29 protein-coding genes, 1 riboswitch and 1 other annotated feature are annotated in these 25,503 nt (G+C 35.1%); of the genes, 25 read left to right on the forward strand and 4 right to left on the reverse strand.

The features are described 5' to 3' along the window. Nucleotides 1–12: 12 nt before the first annotated feature. Nucleotides 13–498 carry a PulJ/GspJ family protein gene (locus AC3WJF_RS04170; RefSeq protein WP_492449859.1) on the reverse strand — a complete coding sequence of 162 codons (486 nt, stop codon included), beginning with the start codon at nucleotides 496–498 and terminating at the stop codon, nucleotides 13–15. A 2-nt stretch (nucleotides 499–500) separates the two neighbouring features. Continuing rightward, the gene (locus AC3WJF_RS04175; protein ID WP_492449861.1) at nucleotides 501–953 is read right to left on the reverse strand and encodes a type IV pilus modification PilV family protein; all 453 of its coding nucleotides are present in this window, start codon (nucleotides 951–953) and stop codon (nucleotides 501–503) included. 97 nt (nucleotides 954–1,050) lie between these two features. Here AC3WJF_RS04175 and AC3WJF_RS04180 point away from each other — a divergent pair, with 97 nt between their 5' ends. The 25 genes from AC3WJF_RS04180 (at nucleotide 1,051) to AC3WJF_RS04300 (ending at nucleotide 23,559) form a co-directional block, all read left to right on the forward strand. Beyond that, nucleotides 1,051–2,685: a GspE/PulE family protein gene (locus AC3WJF_RS04180; protein WP_492449862.1), complete on the forward strand. Its 1,635-nt coding sequence runs from the start codon at nucleotides 1,051–1,053 to the stop codon at nucleotides 2,683–2,685. Between the two features lie 10 nt (nucleotides 2,686–2,695). Continuing rightward, entirely contained in the window at nucleotides 2,696–3,736 is a 1,041-nt protein-coding gene (locus AC3WJF_RS04185) for a type IV pilus twitching motility protein PilT (protein ID WP_492449863.1), read from the forward strand. Beyond that, nucleotides 3,736–4,944, forward strand: a complete 1,209-nt coding sequence (locus AC3WJF_RS04190; RefSeq protein WP_492449864.1) for a type II secretion system F family protein — start codon at nucleotides 3,736–3,738, stop codon at nucleotides 4,942–4,944. Before AC3WJF_RS04185 ends, AC3WJF_RS04190 begins: the two co-directional genes overlap by 1 nt. A gap of 98 nt (nucleotides 4,945–5,042) precedes the next feature. After that, a riboswitch (cyclic di-GMP riboswitch) is annotated at nucleotides 5,043–5,126 on the forward strand. 83 nt (nucleotides 5,127–5,209) lie between these two features. Continuing rightward, a complete protein-coding gene (locus AC3WJF_RS04195) occupies nucleotides 5,210–5,692 on the forward strand; it encodes a prepilin-type N-terminal cleavage/methylation domain-containing protein (RefSeq protein ID WP_492449865.1) in 483 nt (160 codons plus the stop codon). Between the two features lie 131 nt (nucleotides 5,693–5,823). Further along, a complete protein-coding gene (locus tag AC3WJF_RS04200) occupies nucleotides 5,824–6,579 on the forward strand; it encodes a prepilin peptidase (RefSeq protein WP_492449866.1) in 756 nt (251 codons plus the stop codon). A 15-nt stretch (nucleotides 6,580–6,594) separates the two neighbouring features. Beyond that, complete coding sequence (gene pilM / locus AC3WJF_RS04205; RefSeq protein WP_492449867.1) at nucleotides 6,595–7,569, forward strand: type IV pilus biogenesis protein PilM; 975 nt, start codon at nucleotides 6,595–6,597, stop codon at nucleotides 7,567–7,569. 10 nt (nucleotides 7,570–7,579) lie between these two features. After that, nucleotides 7,580–8,152 carry a hypothetical protein gene (locus tag AC3WJF_RS04210; protein WP_492449868.1) on the forward strand — a complete coding sequence of 191 codons (573 nt, stop codon included), beginning with the start codon at nucleotides 7,580–7,582 and terminating at the stop codon, nucleotides 8,150–8,152. A gap of 3 nt (nucleotides 8,153–8,155) precedes the next feature. Continuing rightward, nucleotides 8,156–8,896, forward strand: a complete 741-nt coding sequence (locus AC3WJF_RS04215) for a hypothetical protein (RefSeq protein ID WP_492449870.1) — start codon at nucleotides 8,156–8,158, stop codon at nucleotides 8,894–8,896. A gap of 102 nt (nucleotides 8,897–8,998) precedes the next feature. Beyond that, the gene (locus tag AC3WJF_RS04220) at nucleotides 8,999–9,994 is read left to right on the forward strand and encodes a hypothetical protein (RefSeq protein WP_492449871.1); all 996 of its coding nucleotides are present in this window, start codon (nucleotides 8,999–9,001) and stop codon (nucleotides 9,992–9,994) included. Nucleotides 9,995–10,121: 127 nt separating this feature from the next. Next, nucleotides 10,122–10,685, forward strand: coding sequence for a Maf family protein (locus tag AC3WJF_RS04225; protein WP_492449872.1), 564 nt, complete (start codon nucleotides 10,122–10,124; stop codon nucleotides 10,683–10,685). 57 nt (nucleotides 10,686–10,742) lie between these two features. Next, nucleotides 10,743–11,414, forward strand: coding sequence for a RadC family protein (radC, locus tag AC3WJF_RS04230; RefSeq protein WP_492449873.1), 672 nt, complete (start codon nucleotides 10,743–10,745; stop codon nucleotides 11,412–11,414). Between the two features lie 441 nt (nucleotides 11,415–11,855). Then, a complete protein-coding gene (locus AC3WJF_RS04235; protein ID WP_492449874.1) occupies nucleotides 11,856–12,869 on the forward strand; it encodes a rod shape-determining protein in 1,014 nt (337 codons plus the stop codon). A gap of 410 nt (nucleotides 12,870–13,279) precedes the next feature. Then, nucleotides 13,280–14,158: a rod shape-determining protein MreC gene (gene mreC / locus AC3WJF_RS04240; RefSeq protein ID WP_492449875.1), complete on the forward strand. Its 879-nt coding sequence runs from the start codon at nucleotides 13,280–13,282 to the stop codon at nucleotides 14,156–14,158. Beyond that, nucleotides 14,158–14,676 (forward strand): rod shape-determining protein MreD, encoded by a 519-nt coding sequence (mreD, locus tag AC3WJF_RS04245; RefSeq protein ID WP_492449876.1) that lies wholly within the window; start codon nucleotides 14,158–14,160, stop codon nucleotides 14,674–14,676. Before mreC ends, mreD begins: the two co-directional genes overlap by 1 nt. Nucleotides 14,677–14,825: 149 nt before the next feature. Further along, nucleotides 14,826–15,506, forward strand: coding sequence for a septum site-determining protein MinC (minC, locus tag AC3WJF_RS04250; RefSeq protein WP_492449877.1), 681 nt, complete (start codon nucleotides 14,826–14,828; stop codon nucleotides 15,504–15,506). A 2-nt stretch (nucleotides 15,507–15,508) separates the two neighbouring features. Continuing rightward, nucleotides 15,509–16,312 carry a septum site-determining protein MinD gene (gene minD / locus AC3WJF_RS04255; RefSeq protein ID WP_492449878.1) on the forward strand — a complete coding sequence of 268 codons (804 nt, stop codon included), beginning with the start codon at nucleotides 15,509–15,511 and terminating at the stop codon, nucleotides 16,310–16,312. Between the two features lie 339 nt (nucleotides 16,313–16,651). Next, nucleotides 16,652–17,422 (forward strand): peptidoglycan DD-metalloendopeptidase family protein, encoded by a 771-nt coding sequence (locus tag AC3WJF_RS04260; RefSeq protein ID WP_492449879.1) that lies wholly within the window; start codon nucleotides 16,652–16,654, stop codon nucleotides 17,420–17,422. Further along, a complete protein-coding gene (locus AC3WJF_RS04265; RefSeq protein ID WP_492449880.1) occupies nucleotides 17,415–18,281 on the forward strand; it encodes a site-2 protease family protein in 867 nt (288 codons plus the stop codon). The genes AC3WJF_RS04260 and AC3WJF_RS04265 overlap by 8 nt, the downstream gene beginning before the upstream one ends. Before the next feature lie 86 nt (nucleotides 18,282–18,367). Then, nucleotides 18,368–19,849: an Rne/Rng family ribonuclease gene (locus AC3WJF_RS04270; RefSeq protein WP_492449881.1), complete on the forward strand. Its 1,482-nt coding sequence runs from the start codon at nucleotides 18,368–18,370 to the stop codon at nucleotides 19,847–19,849. Nucleotides 19,850–19,895: 46 nt separating this feature from the next. Beyond that, nucleotides 19,896–19,980, forward strand: a sequence feature (ribosomal protein L21 leader region). Nucleotides 19,981–19,993: 13 nt separating this feature from the next. Then, complete coding sequence (gene rplU / locus AC3WJF_RS04275) at nucleotides 19,994–20,302, forward strand: 50S ribosomal protein L21 (protein ID WP_492449882.1); 309 nt, start codon at nucleotides 19,994–19,996, stop codon at nucleotides 20,300–20,302. An 11-nt stretch (nucleotides 20,303–20,313) separates the two neighbouring features. Next, nucleotides 20,314–20,643, forward strand: coding sequence for a ribosomal-processing cysteine protease Prp (locus tag AC3WJF_RS04280; RefSeq protein ID WP_492449883.1), 330 nt, complete (start codon nucleotides 20,314–20,316; stop codon nucleotides 20,641–20,643). Between the two features lie 12 nt (nucleotides 20,644–20,655). Further along, entirely contained in the window at nucleotides 20,656–20,946 is a 291-nt protein-coding gene (rpmA, locus tag AC3WJF_RS04285) for a 50S ribosomal protein L27 (RefSeq protein ID WP_492449884.1), read from the forward strand. A 198-nt stretch (nucleotides 20,947–21,144) separates the two neighbouring features. Next, on the forward strand, nucleotides 21,145–21,672 hold the full coding sequence (locus AC3WJF_RS04290) for a Spo0B C-terminal domain-containing protein (protein WP_492449885.1): 528 nt from the start codon (nucleotides 21,145–21,147) through the stop codon (nucleotides 21,670–21,672). 58 nt (nucleotides 21,673–21,730) lie between these two features. Next, nucleotides 21,731–23,026 carry a GTPase ObgE gene (gene obgE, locus AC3WJF_RS04295; RefSeq protein WP_492449886.1) on the forward strand — a complete coding sequence of 432 codons (1,296 nt, stop codon included), beginning with the start codon at nucleotides 21,731–21,733 and terminating at the stop codon, nucleotides 23,024–23,026. Between the two features lie 80 nt (nucleotides 23,027–23,106). Continuing rightward, nucleotides 23,107–23,559, forward strand: coding sequence for an ACT domain-containing protein (locus AC3WJF_RS04300; RefSeq protein ID WP_492449887.1), 453 nt, complete (start codon nucleotides 23,107–23,109; stop codon nucleotides 23,557–23,559). A gap of 103 nt (nucleotides 23,560–23,662) precedes the next feature. Here AC3WJF_RS04300 and AC3WJF_RS04305 read toward each other — a convergent pair whose 3' ends face one another. Beyond that, nucleotides 23,663–24,205: a transcription repressor NadR gene (locus AC3WJF_RS04305; protein ID WP_492449888.1), complete on the reverse strand. Its 543-nt coding sequence runs from the start codon at nucleotides 24,203–24,205 to the stop codon at nucleotides 23,663–23,665. Nucleotides 24,206–24,285: 80 nt separating this feature from the next. Continuing rightward, complete coding sequence (locus tag AC3WJF_RS04310) at nucleotides 24,286–25,443, reverse strand: IscS subfamily cysteine desulfurase (protein WP_492449889.1); 1,158 nt, start codon at nucleotides 25,441–25,443, stop codon at nucleotides 24,286–24,288. Between the last annotated feature and the right edge of the window lie 60 nt (nucleotides 25,444–25,503).

The following is a 25,503-nucleotide window of genomic DNA, read 5'->3' on the forward strand; positions in this document are numbered from 1 at the left end:
GTCTTCCACTCCTTATAATCGGTCAAACATCGAAGATACATGGATTTTACTATTAGGGTTTTTCACATCCGATATTGTTAAATCAATCATTACTGGTTTGTTTGTTTGAATTATATCTGGTTGTTGGTTAGCTAATACTTTAATAGTGGGTGGATCGTTATCATCCATAATCTTATAAGATAATTCATAACGGAAGTTTTTAATAAATGAGTATGTTTTCTTCTTTCCATCTTTCAGTATACTTGTTAATATCAATTCATTATCATTATTTATTTCGAGCGTATAGGAAACACTTTGTTGATGTATAGTTGCAATAGTTGTCATCACTAAATTTGCCTCTTCTTGGAGTGTAATTTGCGAAACATTACGTTCATATGATTTCATTGATAAATTTAAAACACCAAAAGCAACTAATAATACGACGGAACTGATTGATAAAGCGGCAAGGACTTCAATTAGTGTCATCCCTTTTTGTTTTTCGAGTAAAGGATATTTCATAATTACTCTCCTTTAAGATATCCAAATGTTTCTGCAAGTAGCTTTCGATTATTAGGATCTTTCGAGCTATAAATTTTAACATGAATTCTTGTTAACTTTAATTCGCTTTCTTCTTGTTTTTCTTCCTTATTAGCATCATTTGGGAAATCATTTATTTTTACATATGGGTAGAATTTTTGATTTGATAATTCTTGAAAACAAGATAAATCATCTTCTCCATCTATTGTGTTTTTACATTTAGTAAGGTCTATTCCTTTTTCATTTCGCAATAAAGTTAAAGTTTTTCTTGCCAAATTTAATGCTTCAATTTTTTCCGTATTTTTACTAGTAAAGGAAGAAGATTGTGCTATCATTCCTGTAAATATAACAATGACAATAGATAATAAAGTAATTGCCGCTAAAACTTCAACCAGAGTATAGCCGACTTCAGTATGATGTTTTTTTATCTCTCTCACTTTGTCACAGCCTTTAAAAATTAGTATAAAAGTCTATAGTTCTATTTTATAATGATTAATATAAATGCACTACTATTTTTTGAGAGGAGGGATTGATATGCCAAGAAAGAGATTGGGAGATTTACTAGTTGAGGTAGGGGTTATTACTGAAGAACAATTAACAGAGGCATTGAAAGCGAAAAGAGATGGGCAAAAACTTGGAGATGTCTTGGTTGCGAGAGGGTTTATCAATGAGCAGCAATTAATTGAAGTGCTAGAATTTCAACTAGGAATACCACATGTCGTTTTACATCGTTACCCGATTGATTCTAACTTATTGAAACTTGTGCCGAAAGAATTTGCCATTAGAAATTTGGTTATTCCTATTGAGAAAAATCAACAGGAATTAACTGTTGCAATGAGTGATCCGATGGATTATTTCGTGATTGATGATTTGCGTTTATCGACAGGCTTTCAAATCAAAACAGTTATTGCTTCAAAGGAAGAAATTATTACAGCAATACATAAATATTATCATGCAAACGAACATTTTGATGAGGAAGAAATATCTTCTATCGAACAATTACATTTTGAAGAAGCGCCTGCTATTAAACTCGTAAATCAATTATTTGCTGCTGGAGTGCAAATGAAAGCTAGTGACATCCATATTGATCCTCACGAAACAAAGGTAGTGGTTCGATATCGAATAGATGGAGTATTAAAAACAGAAAGAGTCCTTTCGCGAGCAATCTATTCTGCTTTGGTTGCTAGAATAAAAATAGTAGGGAATATGAAAATTACTGAAAGTCGATTGCCGCAAGATGGACGTGTGAAATTAAACATTCAGCAAACAGATGTTGATTTAAGAATTTCCATACTTCCTACTATAAATGGTGAAAAGGTTGTTATTCGGATATTGGATTTGCAAAATGTGAAGAAGAGCCTTTCGGAAGTGGGATTTAATAAAGTAAATCTACAGTCTTTTGTAAGATTAATAGAAAAGCCCTCTGGCTTAATACTGATGACAGGACCAACTGGCTCCGGAAAAACATCCACTCTTTATGCTGGTATGCATCATTTAAATTCAGAAGAAGTAAATATTGTAACGATAGAGGATCCTGTCGAATATCAGCTTGAAGGAATAAATCAGGTTCAAGTGAATCCACAAATCGGATTAGATTTTTCGAATGGGTTGCGTGCTTTGCTCCGCCAAGATCCAAACATTATTATGATAGGAGAAATAAGAGATACGGAAACTGTTGAAATCGCTGTTAGAGCAGCGTTGACAGGACATTTAGTACTTAGTACTATGCATACTAATGATTCTATTTCTACCATTCCAAGACTATTGGATATGAATGTGGAGCCGTACCTAGTAGTTTCAGCATTATCTGGTGTAGTCGCCCAAAGACTAGTGCGCAAAATTTGCAAAGATTGTAGGGAAATATACGAGCCTACGAAAATGGAAAAACAACTATTTGAAAATAGAGGTATTCAAATTCAAACATTATATCACGGTAAAGGTTGTTCTTCTTGTCAGCAAACTGGTTATAAGGGTAGATTGGCAATCCATGAATTATTTATGATCGATGATGAGATTCGTCATTTACTGTATGATAATCGAAATATGGATGAGATTAAACTTGCTGCGTTGAAAAAAGGGATGCTCTTCTTGATTGATGATGGATTGTTAAAAGCTAAGTCTGGCTTGACAACAGTTAATGAGATATTAAAAGTAACTTTGCCAGACTAGGAGGATGGAAATGAAGGGAAAATTAGATGCAATATTGACAGCTGCTTTTGAATTAGGAACTTCTGATATTCATTTAACAGTCGGAGTGCCCCCGATTATGAGACTTCATGGGGAATTGAAAAACTTTGGACAAGAGTCGTTGAAACCTGCAGATACAGAAGAAATGGCTAAAGCTATTATTCCAGATTCCATGTGGCAGGAATTTAAGGAATTTGGGGAACTTGATTTTTCTTATGGGATAGAAGGTGTTTCCAGGTTCCGAGTTAATGCCTATCACCAGCGCTCATGCATTAGTTTGGCGATTAGAGTTATTCCTAAACGGATTCCAACTTTTGATGAATTAGGCTTACCGAAAATACTTGGTGATCTTGCATTACTACCACAAGGTCTTATCTTAGTAACTGGACCGACGGGTAGTGGGAAATCAACAACATTGGCGGCAATGCTAGACTTAATGAACCGTACTGTAAAAAAACATATTATTACACTTGAGGATCCTATCGAATATTTGCATAAACATGGAACTTGTATTATAGATCAGCGAGAAGTAGGGTTTGATACGAAATCTTTTTCCAATGCGTTAAGAGCATGTTTAAGACAAGATCCAGATGTCATTTTAGTAGGAGAAATGCGTGACCTTGAAACGATATCAACTGCGATAACAGCTGCAGAAACGGGACATTTAGTTCTAGCAACATTGCATACTACTGACGCACCGACGACAATCGACCGTATTATAGATGTCTTTCCAGCAAGTCAACAAGCACAAGTAAGGATTCAATTAGCTTCTGTTCTCCGTGCTGTTATTTCACAAAGATTGTTTCATCATAAGGAGAAAAAAGCTCGAGTTGGAGCATTTGAGATTTTAATTAATAACCCAGCCATTCGCAATTTAATTCGTAATGAAAAAATCCATCAAATTCAAAGTGTAATGCAAACAAGTAAAGCAGCGGGTATGCAAACGATGCAATTGGCCATTCAAACGTTAATAGAAGATGGGGAAATTGCTAACAGTGATGCCAAACCTTATTTATTGGAAGGTGTACATTAATGGCTGTCTTTCAATATGATGGTAGAGATCGTAAGGGTGAGAAAGTAAAAGGAAAAATAAAAGCAGTCAACTACAATGAGGCTGTCTTAACAATGAAAGAGAATGGCATTGCCATTCGATCTTTAGTTGAATTAAAAGGAGTTTTATATAAAGATATAAATGTTTTAAAGCCGAAAGTTAAACATAAGGATTTAGTTATTTATATACGTCAATTCAGTACATTGATCAAAGCCGGTATTAGTGTTGTTGACTCGACCAAAATATTGGCAGAGCAAACGGGAAATCATGTTTTAAAACGTACACTATATAAATTGTATGAAGATATTCAATCCGGTAAAGCGTATTCGGAAGCTGCCGAAAATTTTCCGAGTATTTTTCCGCCCATGTTTATCAATATGATGAAAGCGGGAGAGGTTGGAGGACAAATAGAAGAAATTCTGGAAAGATTAGCTGTCTATTTTGAAAAACAACATCAAACAAGACAAAAAATTAAAGCGGCAATGTCATATCCCATTATACTAGCCATTATTTCTATCGTAGTAGTTATTTTTATGCTAGCTGTAATTGTCCCGAAATTTTCCGACATGTTTGCCTCTTTTAATGCTAAATTACCGGCAATTACACAATGGCTTCTAAATACAAGTCAGTTTGTCACCCAATATTTTTGGCTATTTCTACTTTTACCAGTGCTGTTTTTTATATGCTACCTTATGTTTGTCCGATCCACAAATGGTAGTTATTATTTAGATATGATGAAGTTAAAAATCCCGATTTTCGGAAAAATCATTCAAAAAGCAGCTCTAGCAAGAATGACTCGAACCTTAAGTACTTTATTCTCTTCATCTGTACCAGTATTGCAAGCAATCAGTATTGTTGAAAAAGTGGTGGACAATAAAGTGATTTCAAAAGTTTTAGGAGAATCAAAGGTTTACTTGGAAGAGGGGAAGTCGATCGCGGAGCCCATGCAAGATCATTGGGCAATTCCGCCACTAGTATCACAGATGATGATCTTAGGGGAGCAATCAGGTACTATGGATTATATGCTAGAAAAGGTAGCGGAATTTTATGAATCTGAGGTCGATCAGGCAACAGAGCAATTGAAATCACTTTTAGAGCCAATTCTGATTGTCTTTCTAGCAGGTATTGTCGGTACCATTGTTGCTGCCATAACCATCCCTATGTATAGTATTTTTCAAAATATCCAATGAATCGAACAAAAACACTGTTTGCAGAAAAATTTGTATTGTTTTGTAAAATAATGTTGTAATGTAAAGATTTGAGATAGTATAATAATTATAGATTTAATATAGTAATTGGAAGTGAAGAAGAGTCGTTTTTATTTGGGCACTTGAATGACTTGGAGCTTGTAGTGCAACCCGCCAATTTTTATGTTTATTAACCTATTAACATAGTAGCTTAATAAATATGAGGTTGGCTTTTTTAATACACTTTTGTATAAAAGGAGAAGATGAAATGAGAAGCAGACTGCAAAAAGTATGGAAGAACCAAAAAGGGATGACGCTAGTTGAGTTGTTAGCTGTAATTGTGATTTTAGCGATTATTACTGCAATCGCAGTACCTAGTATTGGTGGGATTATTAATAATACCAAAAAAAGTGCACATATATCGAATGGTTTGATGGTTATTAATGCAGCTAAGGTAGGGATTGCTGGACAAGATAGTAAATTACTGAATCTGGATAAAGACGGTACCGGAAAATTCACTGTAACTGTGCAACAATTAAATAATTTTGGATATTTGGATACTGTTCCTTCAGACCCTTCAGTTAAAGGTAAAAAGTATAATCCAACAGCAAGTACTGTTACAATAGAAAAAAATGGTGATAGTGGAAAATATTCATATAGTGTCGTATTATATCCAGCTGGAGATACTACTACTCCTTATGTAGATAATTCCGAAGATGGACTCAATAATGGAAAGGCAATAAAAAAATAAAGCAAAACAACATAGTAATAAAAAGGGGCATCCACTGCTCCTTTTTTTATAACAACTAAAACCCAGCATATGATAATATACAATTATATGAAAAGTTTCATAATCCAAAAAGGAGTAATCCCTTATAGCCAATGAACATATTCTGGACAATCTATTTTGCTATAGTAGGCTTCATCTTCGGTTCTTTTTTTAATGTAGTTGGGTTACGTATTCCGAAGAAAAAATCCATCGTGTACCCAAGCTCACAGTGTCCGTACTGTAAGCATAAATTAAGATGGTTTGAGTTGATTCCAGTGTTTTCATTTCTTCTTCAATTAGGAAAATGCCGTTCCTGTAAAGCATCGATTTCGTTCGTGTATCCAATAATGGAAGCAATAACTGGGTGTTTATTTGCTTTTTCATTTGCTAAATTTGGGTGGAGTTCAAATCTGTTGTTCGCGTTATTGCTCCTTTCCCTGGTCATTATCATTACCGTCTCAGATCTTGTATATATGATAATACCCGATATCATTCTATTAATTTTTACTATATTGTTTATATTTGCTAGGGTAATATTTCCTGCTGAACCATGGTGGGATTCTATAGTCGGTGCTATATTTGGGTTTGCCTTACTATTCCTTATTGCTATTATAAGCAAAGGAGCAATGGGTGGCGGAGATATTAAACTATTTTTTGTACTTGGTATAGTACTTGGACTGAAAAACACATTGTTAACCTTTTTAATCGCTACATTTCTTGGTGCGGTTTTTGGCGTATTGCTGATGTTAGCTAGAAAATATCAGAAGAGAAATCCTATTCCATTTGGTCCTTTCATTGGTGCAGGTGCGATAATCTCTTTCTTCTACGGAAATAATATAATTTCTTGGTATTTTAACTTGTTTATGTAATGGAGAGTGAAGTGAATGAGTCCACATATATTTTATAGACAACACCGGTTATTTCTAATGTTTACGGACCATTACGTTCGCTTTATTGTCACAGGGAAAAATAATATTATCCTTAAATTTGGACAAAAGTGTTTGCCTAATGGAGTTCTTCAAGATGGACAAATTGAGGATATTCTAACATTAAGTACATTACTAGAGCATTTTCTTCACGAAAACAAAATAAGACGACTACCGACTTATTTATGCTTACCAGATGGACATACGATAGCAAGAAAGATTCTCGTTCCAAAAGAAGTGCCTTCTGATGAATTGAAGGGCTATCTTTATATGTCTGTTGGAGAGAGCCTGCATCTACCATTTGAAGACCCAATCATGGAAGCAATAGAATTAAATGAGGAAATAGACCGTAGGGACGTACTAATGATATCTTCTCGTGAATCAGTTGTTCAACAGTATGTGAATTTGTTGAAAAAAATTAAATTAAAACCGGCTGTAATGGATTTATCCTTTCTATCTTTATATCGTTTATATTATCATTTGGATCTTGCCGGTCAGGATGAACATCTTTTAGTGGTGCAAATTCAATTATCCTATTTCCAATTATCGATTTTTCACCAGAATAAACCGCTGTATGTTCATCATGTTCATTTTAATGATAAATTAGATTTAGAGTTTCAAAGGACAAGATACACATATGAAAATTGGACAGTGCAAGAGAATCCGCAACATATTGAAGGACAATTGCAACAAATAGAACAGGAAGTAGAGCGAATTCGTAATTTTTATCAGTTTAATTTAACAAATGGACAGCATGAAATTAATGCAATATTAATAGCCGGAGAACATCCCTATAATAACTATTTTGCTGAGCGTATAAAAGAAAATAGTAGTATCAAGGTTCAATCTCTTACAGATTCACTATTTCAAACAAGAAAGAATATTAATGTACCTCCAGTTTTTTCAGAAAGTATCGGTTTAACTTTAAAGTAGGTGTATATGCATGCTAGTAGATATTAATCTTATTGAAAAAAAGCACCGCCCAAAGTTGTATTGGATTATTGTAACGGGTTTGTTAATTTTTTTGGTTATCGCCTTTTCCGCTTGTTATTCGTACTATATGTCACTCAAACAGCAAGAAGTTGGGTTAAATAGACAATTAATTTATGAAAGACAACTAAATAAAATTCAACAAAATGGTACTAAAGATAAGGACCAGCTGGCCGTTCAAAATTTAAAAAAAGAAATACAATGGGCTAAAGATTACCCGATTTCTACCGTCAAAATGTTAAAAAATATAATAGAGCTATTGCCTACAAGAGGATTTATCACCAATTTTTCATTACAGGACGATCGTTCCGTTCATTTAATTGTGCAATTCGATACTAGCAGTGATTCTGCCTATTTTCTGAAATACTTAAATGAAGCAAAATTTGTTCAAAATGCAGAAATTGAAAATATTACCACTTCTAATCTCGATACTTCTAGTACAAATACATTACCTAGATATTTTGCAAAATATACGATAAAACTTAACGAAAACTATTTGAAAAATAAGGATGGAAAGGAAGAATAGAAAATGGTTGCAAAAAAACTTAAAGTATATTTAACTATCGCCATCTTTCTATTGATCTTTAGTTTTTCAACTTTATTTTTTATACAAAAAGTCATTCCTGCCAAGAAAAACATTCAAGTACTAAAACATGAATTACAGGGAGAGAAAGTAAAGCCTATTATAAAAAAGAAAGCTGCAAATACAATGCAATTAGAAGCCACTAACCTGCAAAAACGGCTTCCCGTTGTATTGAATATGGACAGTTTTATATTGGACCTTGGAAAAGCGGAAGTTACCTCTGGGAGTACAATTAAAAATATTGATTTTGGAGATGACCAAACACAGGGAGAATCAAATACTGATCCATCGCAAGTATTGCCAAATAACAGTCAAAATGCAGATCAAAAAGACAATCAAAAGATTTCTACCAACACATTGCCTGATACAGTAAAAAAAGTATCTATTCAAATAATGTTAGATACACCAACTTTTTTTCATCTATATCGCTTTCTTGAACAAATAGAATCCTTTCAAAGGATAACAAGTGTAGATACTATTGAATTTCAAGGACCGGAAGAAACGAACTCGTCACAGAATATTACAACACCTATCCAATGCACTGTATCAGTTTCCATTTTCTATGATCCAACATTGGAATCAGAATTAAAATCAGCACTGCCTAAGCTTGAAACGCCAGATCCTAGTAAAAAAGAGGATCCATTCTTTTCTCCTCCCGAGCAAGAGGAATCAAATAATGGTAAATAAAAATTTTGGCGAAAACCTTCTGGAACAAGACGACAAAAGTCTTGGTCTTTTTTATTTCGCATATGTTAGCATTGAACAAATATGTGTGCGGGAGGGACAAATATGGACAAGCAACCAACAAATAGAATAAAAATTAAAATCAATGGTGATGAACGTCCGCTTAAAGAGGAGGTTGCTATACATAAATGGAACTCTAATGAAATAGAAGCGGCTGCAACCACAGAAGAAATTGTAGAGGAAGATCAATTTGATTGGGTCTTACCTGAAATCGAGGATAATCCCGTTCCGGAATTTAAGAAGATATATTATGAACCCTCATTGGAAAACGCTACACCGAGTATTTCACACCGGAAAAATTCTTCTTCCCATCTTCTAACGATTTTCATTTCAGCAGTGACTGCGATTTCAATCGGGGTACTATTTGGTTTTATTATGTTAAAGGTGATTGCTTACCAGACGAATGGTGTATCGCAGAAATCGCTAGGAAATAATTCGGACTCTGTTCCAGCAGGTGCTAATTCTCAGCAGAAAAATTCAGTTACTCTGCCAGCCTTATCGACCTCTATCATTCAAGGTGGTGCTTTTGATGATGCAGATCCAACAGTACCAGCAAATGAAATTAAAGACAAAGGATTGCCTGCTACTATCATCACACTTGCTGGCAAACAATATATTTTTATTGGGGTTTCGGATAATCTAGAGTCAGCTAAACAATTAGCTGCGGAGCAAAAAAAGCAGAATGTCGAAGTTTATGCGAAACAATTAACATTTCAAGAAAAAAAAATAACGGTATCTTCAAATGATGAAAAAACATTTGTCGAACAAACAGGATCTCTATTTCAAATAATGGCTGGGGTTACAGCTAATTCATATATAACAGGTTCATTAGATGCGAACGAATTAGCGAAAATAGAACAACAATACAAACAATTGCAAGAGCTGAAAGATTTGCAAAATAAAGCCATCAAAAATTTATTTAGCGTACAGTCGGAATGTTACCAACATTTATTAAGTTATCAAAAGAATAATGATAGTAAGGAAATAATAAGTGCGGAACAAGCTTTATTAAATTATTTAAAACAATATAATGAAATGTGAGAGGGAGAGGGTAGTATAAAATCTATCCTCTTTTTTTATGGAATCTTGGATTGTTAACACCATGTTTTTTTGATAGGATAAAAATGGATGTATCTCTAAAAATTAATATAAGGAAGGGAAAACTGTCATGCCAAAACTAATTCTAGCTTCGCAATCACCTCGTAGAAGAGAACTCCTCCAAAAGCTGCAAATCCCCTTTGAATCAATTGCCAGTAATGCAGATGAACAACTTTCTGAAAACATATCACCAGAAGAAGCTGTGATTGAACTCGCTGTCCGAAAAGCTCAGGTAATCGCAAATCAATATCAGGATGAGATAGTGATTGGAGCGGATACTATCGTTATGCTTAATGAAAGTATTCTCGGAAAACCAAAAAATGAAAAAATGGCTAAAAATATGCTAGAAAGTTTATCTGGAAACAAACACTCTGTTTATACTGGAGTAGCTATCCTCAATCAAGGATCCATTCATACATTTTATGAAAAAACGGATGTAACGTTTTGGGAGCTAACGGAAAAGGAAATTGATCAATATTTGGATAGTGGTGAACCATTTGACAAAGCTGGTGCATATGGAATTCAAGGCCTAGGTGCCCTTTTTGTCAAAAAAATTAGTGGGGATTATTTTAATGTTGTCGGATTACCGATTTCCAGATTAAATCGTTTTCTTAAAAAAAATTATTTTTTTTGAAACCAAACTCTTTAAACGTTCGTCTAAAAGGGGGGAAATAATCGCTTGGAGAAATTAATGATAAGAGATTTTCCACAGGATGAGAAACCACGTGAGCGCTTAATACAAAATGGGGCAAGCAGCCTCTCAAATCAAGAATTGCTTGCCATTTTACTGCGAACTGGTACAAAACAAGAGTCTGTAGTGCAAATGTCAAATCGTGTATTAAAAAAATTTGAGGGATTAAGTCTTTTAAAGGACGCATCTCTAGAAGAAATCATGAACATTAAAGGCATTGGGCTAGCAAAGGCTGTGCAGATTTTGGCTGCTTTTGAGTTAGGGAGACGCATCGCGAATCTATCATACGATGATCGTTATGTTATAAGAAGTCCTGAAGACGGAGCAAATTTTGTGATGAATGATATGCGATTTTTGTCACAGGAGCATTTTGTTTGCCTCTATCTGAATACCAAAAATCAAGTCCTGCACCGACAAACGGTTTTTATCGGGAGTTTAAATGCCTCCATCGTCCATCCACGCGAAATTTTCAAAGAAGCATTTCGGCGTTCAGCTGCATCCATAATTTGTATCCATAATCATCCATCTGGAGACCCAGCTCCTTCAAGGGAAGATATAGAAGTGACGAAAAGACTTGTAGAATGTGGGAAAATAATCGGAATCGATGTTTTGGACCATATAATCATTGGTGATAAAAAATATGTTAGTCTAAAAGAAAAAGGTTATTTGTAGCATATTGTTTTTAGCCAAAAAACTACAATCTTAATAGGGATTTTCAAGAAGAATGAAAAGCAACAATTTATATGAAACAAGCTTAGTAGCACTATGAAAATTTTTGTCGATACGCTATAATATTGTTTATGGTTTTTGGCGAAAACTCATCTTTGTAAATTATTTTGAGATAAAATACGCAAGCTAAAGAGGAGACCCAGTGCTTTTTTAATACAAATGACTTTGATTTTTCCTAAGGCTCTTTTCATAAAATTTGTTGCTTCTGTAAATGCAAATCTTATACATCTTCTTATTCCTGGTTGAAAAATGAATAACCTATTAGGAAAAGATGCCTCGAAACTATAGCTGGATTAGGATTGAAAACAATTTACGATAAGCAACAATGAAAAAGAAAGAGCCATCCTTAAGAAGTATTTTAAGTTTAGAAAGGGAGATACATCCATGTTTGGTAGTAGAGATCTTGGCATTGATTTAGGAACAGCGAATACATTAGTGTTTATTAAAGGGAAAGGTATCGTAGTTCGCGAACCTTCTGTTGTTGCAATAGAAACGGACACAAAACATATTAGAGCGGTTGGTAATGATGCAAAAAATATGATTGGTCGTACGCCTGGAAATATTGTTGCATTAAGACCTATGAAGGACGGAGTTATTGCCGATTATGAAACAACGGCAACCATGATGAAGTATTATATTAGACAAGCTTCCAAAAAAGGCGCTTTTTCACGTAAGCCTTATGTCATGATATGTGTTCCATCAGGTATAACTGCTGTGGAGGAAAGAGCAGTTATTGATGCTACAAGGCAAGCTGGTGCAAGAGATGCCTATACAATTGAAGAACCATTTGCAGCGGCAATCGGTGCAAATTTACCTGTGTGGGAACCAACAGGTAGTATGGTAGTAGATATTGGCGGAGGTACTACGGAGGTAGCGATTATTTCATTAGGCGGTATCGTAACAAGCCAATCAATCCGTATTGCCGGAGATGAAATGGACGATTCTATTATCAGTTATATTAGAAAAACATATAATCTTCTAATCGGAGATAGAACTGCGGAAACGATAAAGATGGAAATTGGTTCTGCAGGGGATGCTGAAGGTATTGAACCAATGGATATTCGTGGACGAGATCTGCTTACAGGTCTTCCGAAAACAATCGAAATTACAGGACAGGAAATCGCAACAGCACTTCATGACACAGTGTTTGCAATTGTTGATGCGGTAAAGAGTACACTTGAACAAACACCTCCTGAACTTGCGGCGGATATTATGGACCGCGGTATCGTATTAACTGGTGGTGGTGCCCTACTTCGGAATCTTGATAAAGTGATTAGTCAAGAAACAAGTATGCCGGTTATAATCGCAGAGAATCCACTTGATTGTGTAGCCATCGGTACCGGAAATGCTCTAGAGCATATCAATTTATTTAAAAGCAAAGCGAAAGATTCACGCTGAGTTACTTGTTGATTAGAATATTTTAATATTAACTCCGTAGATAACTTTTATTAAATTTTTTACGTCCAGCTTCAGCGCCTATCGGCTAGCGGATTTCTACGTCTCCTCCCTACGATAAGTCAACATCAGGTGAAATTGGTAGTTCAAATTTCAATAGCTCGTGAACTACCTCGCTGTGTTTCCTTTATCTCAGTCGAAGACTACTCAGGTGAAATTACACTTCAAATTTCACTCATCCGTACGCCGATGTTCAAGGCGCTTACGCATTTTGGATCGGCCGATATGACATAAAAGTCTACCGGCCAATTTTTTTCTTTATTATTTATATCGAAAAATTGTATGTTATAATTGACTAGTGAAAAATATCGAAAGTTACAATTCAGGATTACTTTTAATGAGGTGTACACAGCATGCCACAATTTTTTCTCAATAAACGACTGATTATCTTGCTCATCAGTATCATTTTACTAGTGGCATTGATAGGATATTCTCTTCGTGAACGTGGTCATCTTTCTAAGCCTGAACAGTTTTTAACAGATGTAGTTGGTTTTGGAGAAACAATCATTGCAGTCCCTGCAAATAGTGTGAAAGATTTCTTTGGAAGTATTTATGATATTCAAAATACATATACTGAGAATAAGAAGTTAAAAGCACGGATTGAACAATTATCACAGCTTAGTTCAGAAGTTAGTATTTTAAAAGATGACAATGACAAACTAAGAAAAATACTAAATAAAAAAGATGATTTAAGTGCCTATACAATTACACAAGCTTCTGTAATTGCCCGAGATCCTGATGGGTGGTATGAGCAAATTAAAATTAACAAAGGAAAAACAAGCGGTATTAAAGAGAATATGGCTGTCATTACTTCAGAAGGATTTGTTGGTAAAGTTAAAAGTGTATCAGCTTTATATTCTACTGTAGAACTGCTAAGTTCTGTAAACCCCAAAAATAGAATTTCTGCAAAATTATTGGGTGATAATAATAAGAACATTTATGGTACGGTTGAAGGGTACGATCAAACCGAAAGAGTATTACTCTTAAAAGGGATACCATATGACGTTAAAGTGAAAAAGGGTGCAAGTGTTTATACATCTGGATTAGCAGATATTTTTCCAGAAGGGCTCCCAATCGGTACAGTTGAAAAACTAGTCCCAGATGAAAACGGATTAACTCAGACTGCTTATCTTAAGCCTTCAGCTGATTTTTACGATATTGAACATGTCATGATTGTGAAAAGTTCAATAAACAAAGATGGCTTGGCTGATTTTAATGGGGGGGGACAATAATGAAACGTATTGTTCTTCCTCTTATTTTAAGTCTATGCTTTATCTTTGAAAGCTTGTTCGTTGAATTTTTTCCAAACGGATTATTTGGGGTAAATAAAATCTTTGTACCTCATTTTATTTTGGTTGTACTTATTATGATGGGGATATATTATGTACGTAATCGCACCATCATTTATGCTTTTGTTTTTGGGCTATTATTCGATGCTTTTTATACGGGAATACTAGGTGTATACTTATTTGTCTTTCCACTAGTCGTATATATAACCACATCACTCATGAAAGTTTTGCAAGCTAATTTATTTGTTTCCGCAATTGTCACAATGTTGAACATAACTATTGCCGAATTTATTGTATATGGTTTAAATATTTTGATTTTAAAAACAACGATGTCTGCAATAGATTTTCTTAATTTACGCATAGTTCCTACATTAATTCTAAATTTAGTATTTTATTTCATCATTTTCTACCCATTGCGAAAATGGCTTTTACGAGCTAGGAAAGAAGTATTAGATGAATAGAAAAGCGGAAGTGCCTTGCTCATCCGCTAGCCAATAGGCATTGGAGCTAGACAAAAATATTCAGTAAAAATTTAATTAGATTTTTTTCTAAAAGAGGAATTGCGTAACTATTTGTCGAATTTATAAGCCACTGAGGTGAGCAATTTGCGATGAAGAAAACACATAATGTTATGATTAAAGGTACGAAAGATGGTTTAATTCTCCAATTGAATGATCAATGTTCCTATTTGGACTTGAAGAAAGAATTAGAAGACAAGCTTATAATTCATCATGTTGAAGACGAGGAAGGTCCACTTATTTCTGTTAGGATTCAATTAGGAAATCGGTACTTAACTCCTGAACAGGAAGAGGAACTGAAGGAACTCGTTAGAAATAAACGGAATTTAGTTGTTGGCGACATTACAAGTAATGTAATGACAAAAGCAGAAGTGCAGAAGATCCGAGAGGACAATGATATTATATCTGTTACATCGATTGTAAGATCCGGACAAATACTGCAGGTTCCTGGTGATTTATTACTCGTTGGAGATGTAAATCCTGGTGGAACTGTTTTAGCAGGTGGTAATATATTTATTTTAGGCGCTTTAAGAGGTATTGCCCACGCCGGGTTTGATGGTATGAAAGAAGCGGTTATAGCAGCAAGCGTTATGGTTCCATCACAATTAAGAATCGCTGATTGCTTGAATAGAGCCCCTGACCATTATGAAAAGAAAGACCAGCATGAAATGGAATGTGCGTACATAGATAATACAAATCAAATTGTCATAGACAGACTGCAAGTATTAAAGCGTCTTAGACCAAATATTAATAGATTTAAAGGGGGATACTAATCATGGGTGAGGCGATTGTTATAACTTCTGGAAAAGGAGGAGTTGGTAAAACGACCACATCAGCGAACCTAGGTACCGCTCTTGCATTGCAAGGGAAAAAAGTTTGTCTAATAGATACGGATATTGGACTAAGAAACCTAGATGTTGTATTAGGTCTTGAAAATCGTATCATATATGATTTAGTAGACGTTGTAGAGGGACGATGCAAAATTCATCAAGCTATCGTAAAAGATAAAAGGTTTGATGATAAGCTATTTCTTCTTCCGGCTGCACAAACTAGTGACAAAACTTCAGTTATGCCAGAACAAATGAAGGATTTAGTAGGTGAATTGAAGCAGGAGTATGACTATATCATTATTGACTGCCCTGCCGGTATTGAACAAGGCTACAAAAATGCAGTAGCTGGCGCAGAAAAGGCGATAGTTGTTACAACACCAGAAATTTCAGCTGTACGTGATGCAGATAGAATTATTGGATTACTAGAAAAAGAGGAACATATTGATCCTCCGAAATTAATCATTAATAGAATTCGAAATCATATGATGTCAAATGGTGATATGTTAGATATTGATGAAATAACTACCCATTTATCGATTGATTTAATTGGGATTGTATTGGACGACGACGAGGTGATTCGTTCATCGAATCAAGGTGAACCTATCGTCTTAAATCCTAATAGTAAAGCTTCCATTGCTTACCGGAATATTGCTAGAAGAATTCTGGGTGAATCGGTTCCACTTCAAGCGATTGGAGATAACAAGTCAGGTGTGTTTTCAAAAATAAAAAAGCTGTTCGGTGTAAAGTAACAGTATATGCATGGAAATTGACATTTTGTCAGTTTCTTTTTTTTTGTCAATTTTACAAACGTCTACGTCTAGAAATCTAGTGCCTATCGGCTATAGGATTTCTACTCCTCCTAGTATTTCTGGTAAGGTCATCTGCTTATGAGCTGCCTCACTGTGTTTACTTTATCTCGGCTGTAACTACAAATGTGATATTCGTAATGCTAATGCCATTCTGTGAAATTACACTTCAAATTTCACACATTCGTACCCTAGATGCAGCGCTTCCACTTTTGTTTTTTGTCATATCAAAGATGGACAACTCATACATTAGTACAAAAGGAATAAAGGAGTAGGGTGATTGTGGGAAATCGTGCGGATGATATAAGGAAACAAATTGAGAAACGCAAACAGTTAAAAGCGAAGCCACCGAAAAAAGAAGCAGGTCCATTACCCTTGAATCAGAATGTATGGGAAGAGCAAGGGGAAATGACGATATTTGAAACAGATCCCCCACCAGAAAAGGTTCATCCTCTCTGGAATAAAGAAATGTTCTTATTTAAAATCCTAGCGTCTGCACTTCTAGTACTAGCAGTAGCGATAATATTTAAATCGCAAGCAGCAGTTTTTCAAGATGCTAGAAATGTAGTGAAGCAAGTGATGGGGAAAGAATTTCAATTTACAGCTGTATCCGATTGGTATGAGAAAAAGTTCGGTAAACCATTAGCATTTTTGCCTATCCAAACGAAAGAAAAACCAAATAATAGTGCAAAACAAGAATATGATCTTGCTGCATCAGGTAAGGTGCTAACTAATTTTTCATCGGATGGGCGTGGTGTTATGATAGAAACGAAAAATAATGAAACTGTTAAATCAATGGATAGTGGAACGATTGTATGGGCTGGTAAAAAAGATGATATAGGAAATACGGTAATCATTCAGCATTCGGACAAGTCAGAGTCTTGGTATGGAAATTTAAAGGCTATTAATGTAAACCTATATCAACAAGTCGCTGCCGGGACGAAATTAGGAACAGTATCTAGCAAAGATGATGGTACGAAGGGTGAGTTTTATTTCGCTTTAAAAAAAGGTGAAACATTTATTGATCCAATACAGGTGATAAAATTTGAATAATTTACTTGGCATCATTCGAAAAATTCATATTCATCCACTATTTTGGATTGTGATGGGGGTAGCAGTAATGACAGCAAGATTTTATGAACTGCTAACCCTATTATTTATTCTTTTCATCCATGAAATGGGTCATGGGGTGATGGCTCATTTTTTTTCTTGGAGAATAAAAAAAATTTCCATCCTTCCTTTTGGAGGAGTAGCCGAAATGGATGAGCATGGAAATCGTCCGTTGAAAGAAGAATTTTTGGTAATTGCAGCTGGACCACTACAGCATGTTTGGCTCTCTGTGTTAATTTTTGTATTATGGAATCAGGAAGTGGTATCTAGTCTTTATTTTCATATGTTTATGGAATTTAATTTAATGATTCTATTATTTAATCTTTTGCCAATTTGGCCACTAGATGGTGGAAAGCTATTGCACCTTACCATTTCAAGATATATTCCTTATTTACAATCATTTCGTATAAGTATTATCAGCTCCTTTATATTTTTAATTATTTTTCATTTCATTTCTCTTTTTATTGCTCCATTCAATTTAAATATTTGGATTGTTGTTAGCTATCTTTATATATCACTTTGGTTGGAATGGAAACAATTGCGCTTTGTATTTATAAGATTCCTTCTGGAAAGATATTACGGAAAAAAGAATGGGATTAAAGGTCTCAAACCTATTATTGTTGATAGTAATACTTATTTGTATGAAGTTTTGGTACAATTTCAGCGTGGCAGTAAGCATCCCTTAGTTGTAACTAATGATGGCAGAGAATTTGGCAAATTAGATGAAAACGAGCTTCTTCATGCTTATTTTGCAGAAAAACAGGTTACTGCAAGGATTAAGGATATCATGTATATTTATTGACAGAAGCTAATGGTGTATAATGTTTAGAATCAGTTATCATACGGAGATAAATTAATTTTACAATAGTTAAAAGCAGGTGCTATGGATTGAATGAGATTGTTATTGATTGCAAATCAAGAGAGAAGCGTTTTGCAGTTATGGAAAATAAAAAGGTGTCAAAAATCAGTATCCAGCAATCGACGGATCAATCAAAGGTTGGTAATATCTACCTTGGAAAGGTAGTCGATGTAAAAGTCGGAATAAATGCCGCTTTTATTGATATTGGTGAAGGGAAAAATGGATATCTACATAGAGATCAGCTTCCGATGTATGTACAATGCACGGATATAAATAAAGAAAAATTATCGCTATCAACATTTATCCAAGAAGGTAAAAAAATAATTGTACAAGTAAAAAAAGATGAAACAGATAAAAAAGGTCCACTTTTAACAGCAATTATAGAGCTTTCCGGACAAAACATGATATATATACCTGAGGGAGATTACATTGCGGTATCAAAAAAAGTAGATCAAGCAACGCGGGAAAAATGGCAAACAATTGCTCATAAGAACAAAAAAGAAAATGAAGGTTTTATTATCCGAACGGAGGCAGCAAAAGGCAGCGAATCGGAATGGGTTCAAGAGTTACAGTTCCTTCGAGATCATTATCTAGAGATTGTTAACCACTCAAAAAATATGAAGCATCCATCAATTATATGGGAAAAGCCTATCTTCTTTGAAGAAGTTATAAATGAATTAGTGAGGCTTAAAAAGGGTACTGTGGTAGCGGATGAACCCGGAATCATTAAAGCCTTACAAGAAAAAACAAAGAGTATATTTGGATTGAACTGGGAGTATGTTTTTAATCAGCGTAACCAAAATATATTTTCAACCTTTCATCTCGAAGAAGAAATAGAAAATGCATTAAAGAAAGTCGTTTGGTTGAACAATGGATCTTACATTGTTATCGAGGAGACAGAGGCTTTAGTCATTATTGATGTGAATACCGGAAAATATACCGGTCATCAAAACCTCCAAGATACAGTATTAAAAACTAATATACTAGCAGCAAAAGAAATTGGTAGGCAGCTTTCTCTTAGAAATTATGGTGGGATTATTTTAGTTGATTTTATTGATATGAAGCACAAGGATGATCAGCAAAAAGTAATCGATGCACTACAAGGAGAGTTGAAAAAGGATCCTAGATATACACGAATTGTTGGTTTCACGGATTTAGGAATATTGCAGATCACAAGAAAAAAAACGAATAAATCGTTACCAGAAACCATTATGACTACTTGTCCGATCTGTAATGGTAAAGGAAAAATTCATAGTGCCGAAACAATGGCTTTTCGTTTAGAACGGGAATTATGGGAAAAGCCTTTTCAAGATCATGAGGCAGTGCTTATTGAGATCACCGAAGAGCTGAAAAAAATTTTTTGTGGAATGAAAAATATTCATTTAGATCGATTAGAGCAAGCCCTTCATATTAAAATAAACTTTAACATTATAGAAAATCCGACCCCTGTTTATTATATTCGTCAATTTGGAACGGAAGAAGAAATTCTTGCAGGTAGATCAAGCTATTGACACGAATCTATCGATATGTTAGGATTTTAATGTTATGTTTGTAGCACCCGTGCTACAACCGCACGATTCAGGTCTTAAGATTTTGCTTAAAGTTTGCAAAGCGCCTGCAATTGGCGAGTCTGAGTTTATTAAGGAGGTGCAGGTATGTACGCAATTATTGAAACTGGTGGAAAACAAATCAAAGTTGAAGAAGGTCAAGCTATTTACATCGAAAAATTAGCTGCTTCTGAAGGTGATTCAGTTACATTTGACAAAGTTCTTTTCGTAGGTGGCGAAACTGTAAAAGTTGGAAGTCCACTTGTTGCTGGCGCTACTGTTACAGCTAAAGTTGAAAAGCAAGGACGTCAAAAGAAACTAGTAGTTTTCAAATACAAGTCTAAGAAAAACTATCATAAAAAGCAAGGTCACCGTCAACCATATACAAAAGTTGTCATTGAAAAAATCAATGCATAAGGGTGACGAACATGATTCATGTTCAAATTAAGCAAAAATCAGATGGAACCATTTCATCCTTCAAGATGACTGGCCATGCCGATTTTGCTGTAAAAGGTCAAGATATTGTTTGTGCAGGTGCATCAGCAATATCATTTGGCTCCATTAATGCGATTATGGAATTAACTGGGGTTAAACCTGAGATTAACCAATCTGAAGGTGGCTACCTGGAATGTAAATTTCCTGATTCCTTACCTAGTGATTCGGCTGAAAAAGTTCAGTTGCTAATGCAAGGGATGATCGTATCGTTACAAACCATTGAACAAGACTATGGGAAATATATTAAAATAACCTTCGGGTAGGAGGTGGAACAAATGCTAAGATTAGATCTTCAATTTTTCGCTTCTAAAAAGGGAGTAGGTTCTACAAAGAACGGTCGTGACTCTATCTCAAAGCGCCTTGGCGCAAAGCGTGCTGATGGTCAATTTGTAACTGGTGGATCCATTTTATATCGTCAACGCGGTACAAAAATCTATCCAGGTGAAAACGTTGGCCGTGGTGGAGACGATACACTTTTTGCTAAAGTTGACGGTGTAGTACGTTTCGAACGTATGGGCCGTGACAAGAAAAAAGTGAGCGTATATCCAGTTGCTCAAGAAGCATAAGAAAATGCTTAGAAACCCTAATCGCTAAGTCGATTAGGGTTTTTTATTAGAATAATAACAGGAAATCACTGCTAGTACTGTATTTTCTCGGTCTCACATCTCATATCTCACCTCTCTCCTCTAGAATATGCAGAAATTCTCCATTTTTGGTATACTTGCAAGAAGAAATGATATGAAATGTAGTAAGGAGCACTGAAAATGAATAATTGGACGGTTGTTGAAGTGCTACGCCATGCACGTCATGATTGGATGAATAAATTACAATTAATAAAAGGAAATCTTGCGTTAAATAAAATTGAACAAGTAGAACGATTGTTGGATGAAATGGTAATGGATGCTCGCAGGGAAACGCGACTTTCAAATCTAAACCTTCCAAAATTTGCAGAAATATTAATGACTTTTAATTGGGAAAAACATCCCTTTCAAATTGAATATGAATTAATCGATGATTCAAGTTCATGGTCAGTGGATGACGAAAAACTTTCAAAATGGATTCTATCTTTTTTTGAAACGATTGAAAATAGTGTTGAACCATATTATGATAATCATTTATCCCTTTCCTTTGAAATATCTGATCAAAATGTACGATTCTATTTTGATTTTAGCGGAACAATAAAAGATATACATAAAATAAACAATTGGTTGTCTGAACAAAAAACACTATTAACAGACGTTTCCGTAAAAGAAATAGACGAACGGAAATTTATTGGAGAATTTTTAGTATAACCTGCATGAATGATCGCGTGTGATAAATACTTAATAATAGAATAAAGGTGGTGCATCTATGTTTGTCGATCAGGTCAAGATTTATGTAAAAGGTGGAGACGGCGGTAATGGAATGGTTGCCTTCCGTCGTGAAAAATACGTTCCAAAAGGAGGACCTGCCGGAGGTGACGGTGGCCGAGGTGCTAATGTTATTTTTCAGGTTGAAGAAGGACTAAGAACGTTAATTGATTTCCGCTATCAGCGTCATTTTAAAGCGAAACGTGGGGATCATGGTATGTCGAAAGGGCAACATGGTCGTGGAGCTGAAGACATGATTGTAAAGGTTCCTCCTGGCACAGTAGTGATGGATGACGACACAAAAGAAATAATCGCAGACTTAACAGAGCATGGACAGCAAGTGATTGTGGCTAAGGGTGGTCGTGGTGGCCGAGGCAATACACGATTCGCTACACCTGCAAATCCTGCCCCGGAAATAGCGGAAAACGGCGAGCCAGGTCAGGAAAGATATATTGTTTTGGAATTAAAAGTACTTGCAGATGTTGGCTTAGTAGGTTTTCCAAGTGTCGGGAAATCAACCTTATTATCGGTTGTTTCGGCAGCGAAGCCAAAGATAGCAGAGTACCATTTTACAACGATTGTACCGAATCTTGGTATGGTTGAAACGGAAGATAGTAGAAGCTTTGTAATGGCAGACTTACCGGGTCTCATTGAAGGGGCGCATGAAGGGGTAGGTCTTGGACATCAATTTTTAAGACATATTGAAAGAACAAGAGTTATCGTTCATGTTATAGATATGTCCGGTATGGAAGGAAGAGACCCATATCAAGATTACCTTACGATAAATGAAGAACTGACGGAATATAACTTAAGATTAACGGAAAGGCCGCAAATAATTGTGGCAAATAAAATGGATATTCCGGAAGCGGAAGATAATTTAAAGCAATTTAAGAGCCAGCTCCAAGAGGATTATCCGATATTTCCAATTTCAGCTGTTACTAGACGTGGTCTAAGAGAGTTGTTATTTGCCATTGCTGACTTATTGGAAGATACACCTGAGTTCCCGCTTCATGAAATACAAGATGAAGAAGAAATAGGTATTCATCGAGTTGTATATAAACATGAAAAGCAGGAAGATCAATTTATCATTACAAGGGACCCTGATGGAGGATTTGTCGTGTCAGGAGAAAAATTAGAGAAGCTCTTTAAAATGACGAATTTTAATCATGATGAATCTGTTCGCCGTTTTGCAAGACAAATGAGATCGATGGGTATAGACGATGCATTAAGAGAACGCGGAGCGGGAAATGGGGATATCGTACGGATTCTTGATTATGAATTTGAATTTGTTGAATAGAAAATTATTCTTTTAATTAGGAGTGAATTATTTAAATTAATTTGCTCCTGATTTTCATTCTTCTTCAGGGGGAACTTGTAATGGAGAAAAAAGAGGATCTGCAATTTTATTTAGTTCGAGAAGATGTATTGTCAGAAGCAATGAAAAAAACATTAGAAGTAAAAGAATTACTTGAGCGTGGCAAAGTAACATCAGTAGGAAAAGCTGTTCAAGAAGCCGGTTTGAGCAGAAGTGCTTTCTATAAATACAAAGATAGCGTATTTCCATTTCATACGATTGTAAAAGAAAAGATAATATCATTGTTTCTATATTTAGAAGATCGTAAAGGTACACTTTCTGAGTTATTAAGAGTCATTTCATCTCATTCCTGCAATGTATTAACAATACATCAGACAATCCCGCTTCTAGGAAGAGCAAATGTAACAATTTCATTGAATGTAACAGAAATTTCATCTAGTTTAGATGAGCTATTAACAAAGTTGAGACGCTTAGAATTTGTAGATAAAGTAGAAATTTTGGGCACTGGTGCATAAGTGGATACAGAAGGGAAGAAGTCTGTTAAGTTGCTTTGGAGCCATCAACCTTACTTATTTAGAGAAAATGTTAAAAGAGGGTTCCGAAAATATATCGGTACCCTCATTCATTTTCATTTAATAGAAATCCCGCAGCATTTAAAGCTACTAATGCTTCTTGTATAGTTTGTTCGTCATCGGCAGCAATCGTGTGTAAATGTATACCTTCTGTTAACACTGATAAATACGAAGCCTGGGTGCTTTTAATCTTCTCGATAAATTGTTTAACCTCTTTTCTATTGGATACCATAATGGATGCAGTTAAGTCACCGTATACAGGATGTTCTATCTTTACATCTTTAACAGTAACACCATGATCGACTAGAAGATTGAGCTCGTTTTCCGTTTTTTCGGGACGATGAAAACAGGCAATTATTTTTTCTATTGATGTTTTTACAGTAGGTGGTTCCATATATAAATAACCTTGGCTAGTAGCAATAATAGGTTCGTTTTTTGCTTTTAAAAGCGTAATGTCATTTACAATTACTTGTCTACTAACATTTGCAATACTAGCTAGTTCTCCTCCTGTAATTGGAGATTTTTGTTCTTGAAGTAGTTTTAACAAAAACGCACGTCGATTCTCCCCAAGAAGTTTTTTATCCGCCAATACCCTCTCCTCCGATTCTATACAATATATTTGAATAGTATCACATGTCTACTAGTGAACCAAACAATATAGTAGAGTAATTACTTATTACTTAGTATTTCTTTGTTTCCCACTACATCCAAAGAGAGTTGAATAAAACAATCTGCTAGTTGGATTACATGATGTTCCTCGGTTTCTTTTCCAAATGTTACACGAATGAACTCGTTTGCTTTCGCTTTTTCTATACGCAGCGCTTTCATGGCTAACGAAGGTTCTTGCTGGCCAACCTGACATGCGCTTCCTGTAGATATTGCATACCCTTTTCGATTACATTCTAACATTGCTAATTGTCCTTCCATTCCAAGTATCCGCATTCCGATAATTTGCGGCAATTGCATGTTCTCCACATTTGCTTGAAATATTTCAAATAGATTAGGGACTTCGTTCAATTTGTTTATAAATAATGCCCGTAAATTACTATAAAATTTTTGTTTATTCTGCTCATGAATTTTTTTGGCTGCAAAAAGGAATGCGACAATTCCAGGTACATTTACAGTCCCCCCTCTAAAGCTGTTTTCGTGATGAAAGCCTGGAAAAACAGGGTTGATGTGATGTACTGGATTAATATAAGCAGCACCAACCCCTTTTGGCCCATAAATCTTGTGACTAGAAATGGTCAAGCTGTCAAGATAAGGTGTTAGCTCCTTTAGGTTTGATTTTCCGAAGGATTGTACACAATCACAATGGAAAAGGATATGTTTACCTTGAATAAACTCTGCAATTTCGCGAATCGGTTGAATGGTGCCTATTTCTGAATTAATATGTTGAATGCTAACTAAAATGGTATCGTTTCTGATTGTTTCTTTTAAAACCTCTAAATCTATTATTCCTTCAGATGTAAAAGGAATATAGCTAATTTCAAAGCCATCTATTTTTAAATACTCCATGGCTGCGTGTACAGACGCATGTTCAGCCATGGAAGTTATAATATGTTTCCCTTTACTTGAATGGCTTTTTGCAAGGGAAATAATCGTTAATAAGTTGCTTTCAGTTCCTCCTGAGGTGAAATATATCCCTTTACTTTGAACATTTAACATTTTTGCAAATTCTGACCTGCACTTTTCAAGTATTTGCTGTGCACTTGTTCCAATGTCATGAAGACTGCTTGAATTTCCGTAAATATTCTTCGAAGCTTCTGCATATACCCGGATAGCTTCGTCATCCATCGGTGTTGTTGCTGCATAATCAAAATAAAACATAGCAATCCTCCTAAAAAAATCTCTTGCTTTCAGTCTAATAATATGTAAACATATGTGTCA

The organism is Heyndrickxia sp. FW510-T9, from assembly GCF_058781025.1.

What these genes read in the sequence shown, in the direction of transcription:
- radC (WP_492449873.1), top strand. Translation starts at nt 10,743, where the DNA reads ATGATAAGAGATTTTCCACAGGATGAGAAACCACGTGAGCGCTTAATA.
- AC3WJF_RS04170 (WP_492449859.1), bottom strand. Translation starts at nt 498, where the DNA reads ATGAAATATCCTTTACTCGAAAAACAAAAAGGGATGACACTAATTGAA.
- mreD (WP_492449876.1), top strand. Translation starts at nt 14,158, where the DNA reads ATGAAACGTATTGTTCTTCCTCTTATTTTAAGTCTATGCTTTATCTTT.
- obgE (WP_492449886.1), top strand. Translation starts at nt 21,731, where the DNA reads ATGTTTGTCGATCAGGTCAAGATTTATGTAAAAGGTGGAGACGGCGGT.
- rplU (WP_492449882.1), top strand. Translation starts at nt 19,994, where the DNA reads ATGTACGCAATTATTGAAACTGGTGGAAAACAAATCAAAGTTGAAGAA.
- AC3WJF_RS04290 (WP_492449885.1), top strand. Translation starts at nt 21,145, where the DNA reads ATGAATAATTGGACGGTTGTTGAAGTGCTACGCCATGCACGTCATGAT.
- AC3WJF_RS04280 (WP_492449883.1), top strand. Translation starts at nt 20,314, where the DNA reads ATGATTCATGTTCAAATTAAGCAAAAATCAGATGGAACCATTTCATCC.
- AC3WJF_RS04220 (WP_492449871.1), top strand. Translation starts at nt 8,999, where the DNA reads ATGGACAAGCAACCAACAAATAGAATAAAAATTAAAATCAATGGTGAT.
- AC3WJF_RS04200 (WP_492449866.1), top strand. Translation starts at nt 5,824, where the DNA reads ATGAACATATTCTGGACAATCTATTTTGCTATAGTAGGCTTCATCTTC.
- AC3WJF_RS04310 (WP_492449889.1), bottom strand. Translation starts at nt 25,443, where the DNA reads ATGTTTTATTTTGATTATGCAGCAACAACACCGATGGATGACGAAGCT.
- AC3WJF_RS04195 (WP_492449865.1), top strand. Translation starts at nt 5,210, where the DNA reads ATGAGAAGCAGACTGCAAAAAGTATGGAAGAACCAAAAAGGGATGACG.
- rpmA (WP_492449884.1), top strand. Translation starts at nt 20,656, where the DNA reads ATGCTAAGATTAGATCTTCAATTTTTCGCTTCTAAAAAGGGAGTAGGT.
- AC3WJF_RS04180 (WP_492449862.1), top strand. Translation starts at nt 1,051, where the DNA reads ATGCCAAGAAAGAGATTGGGAGATTTACTAGTTGAGGTAGGGGTTATT.
- AC3WJF_RS04190 (WP_492449864.1), top strand. Translation starts at nt 3,736, where the DNA reads ATGGCTGTCTTTCAATATGATGGTAGAGATCGTAAGGGTGAGAAAGTA.
- minC (WP_492449877.1), top strand. Translation starts at nt 14,826, where the DNA reads ATGAAGAAAACACATAATGTTATGATTAAAGGTACGAAAGATGGTTTA.
- AC3WJF_RS04210 (WP_492449868.1), top strand. Translation starts at nt 7,580, where the DNA reads ATGCTAGTAGATATTAATCTTATTGAAAAAAAGCACCGCCCAAAGTTG.
- AC3WJF_RS04185 (WP_492449863.1), top strand. Translation starts at nt 2,696, where the DNA reads ATGAAGGGAAAATTAGATGCAATATTGACAGCTGCTTTTGAATTAGGA.
- AC3WJF_RS04225 (WP_492449872.1), top strand. Translation starts at nt 10,122, where the DNA reads ATGCCAAAACTAATTCTAGCTTCGCAATCACCTCGTAGAAGAGAACTC.
- mreC (WP_492449875.1), top strand. Translation starts at nt 13,280, where the DNA reads ATGCCACAATTTTTTCTCAATAAACGACTGATTATCTTGCTCATCAGT.
- minD (WP_492449878.1), top strand. Translation starts at nt 15,509, where the DNA reads ATGGGTGAGGCGATTGTTATAACTTCTGGAAAAGGAGGAGTTGGTAAA.
- AC3WJF_RS04300 (WP_492449887.1), top strand. Translation starts at nt 23,107, where the DNA reads ATGGAGAAAAAAGAGGATCTGCAATTTTATTTAGTTCGAGAAGATGTA.
- AC3WJF_RS04235 (WP_492449874.1), top strand. Translation starts at nt 11,856, where the DNA reads ATGTTTGGTAGTAGAGATCTTGGCATTGATTTAGGAACAGCGAATACA.
- pilM (WP_492449867.1), top strand. Translation starts at nt 6,595, where the DNA reads ATGAGTCCACATATATTTTATAGACAACACCGGTTATTTCTAATGTTT.
- AC3WJF_RS04215 (WP_492449870.1), top strand. Translation starts at nt 8,156, where the DNA reads ATGGTTGCAAAAAAACTTAAAGTATATTTAACTATCGCCATCTTTCTA.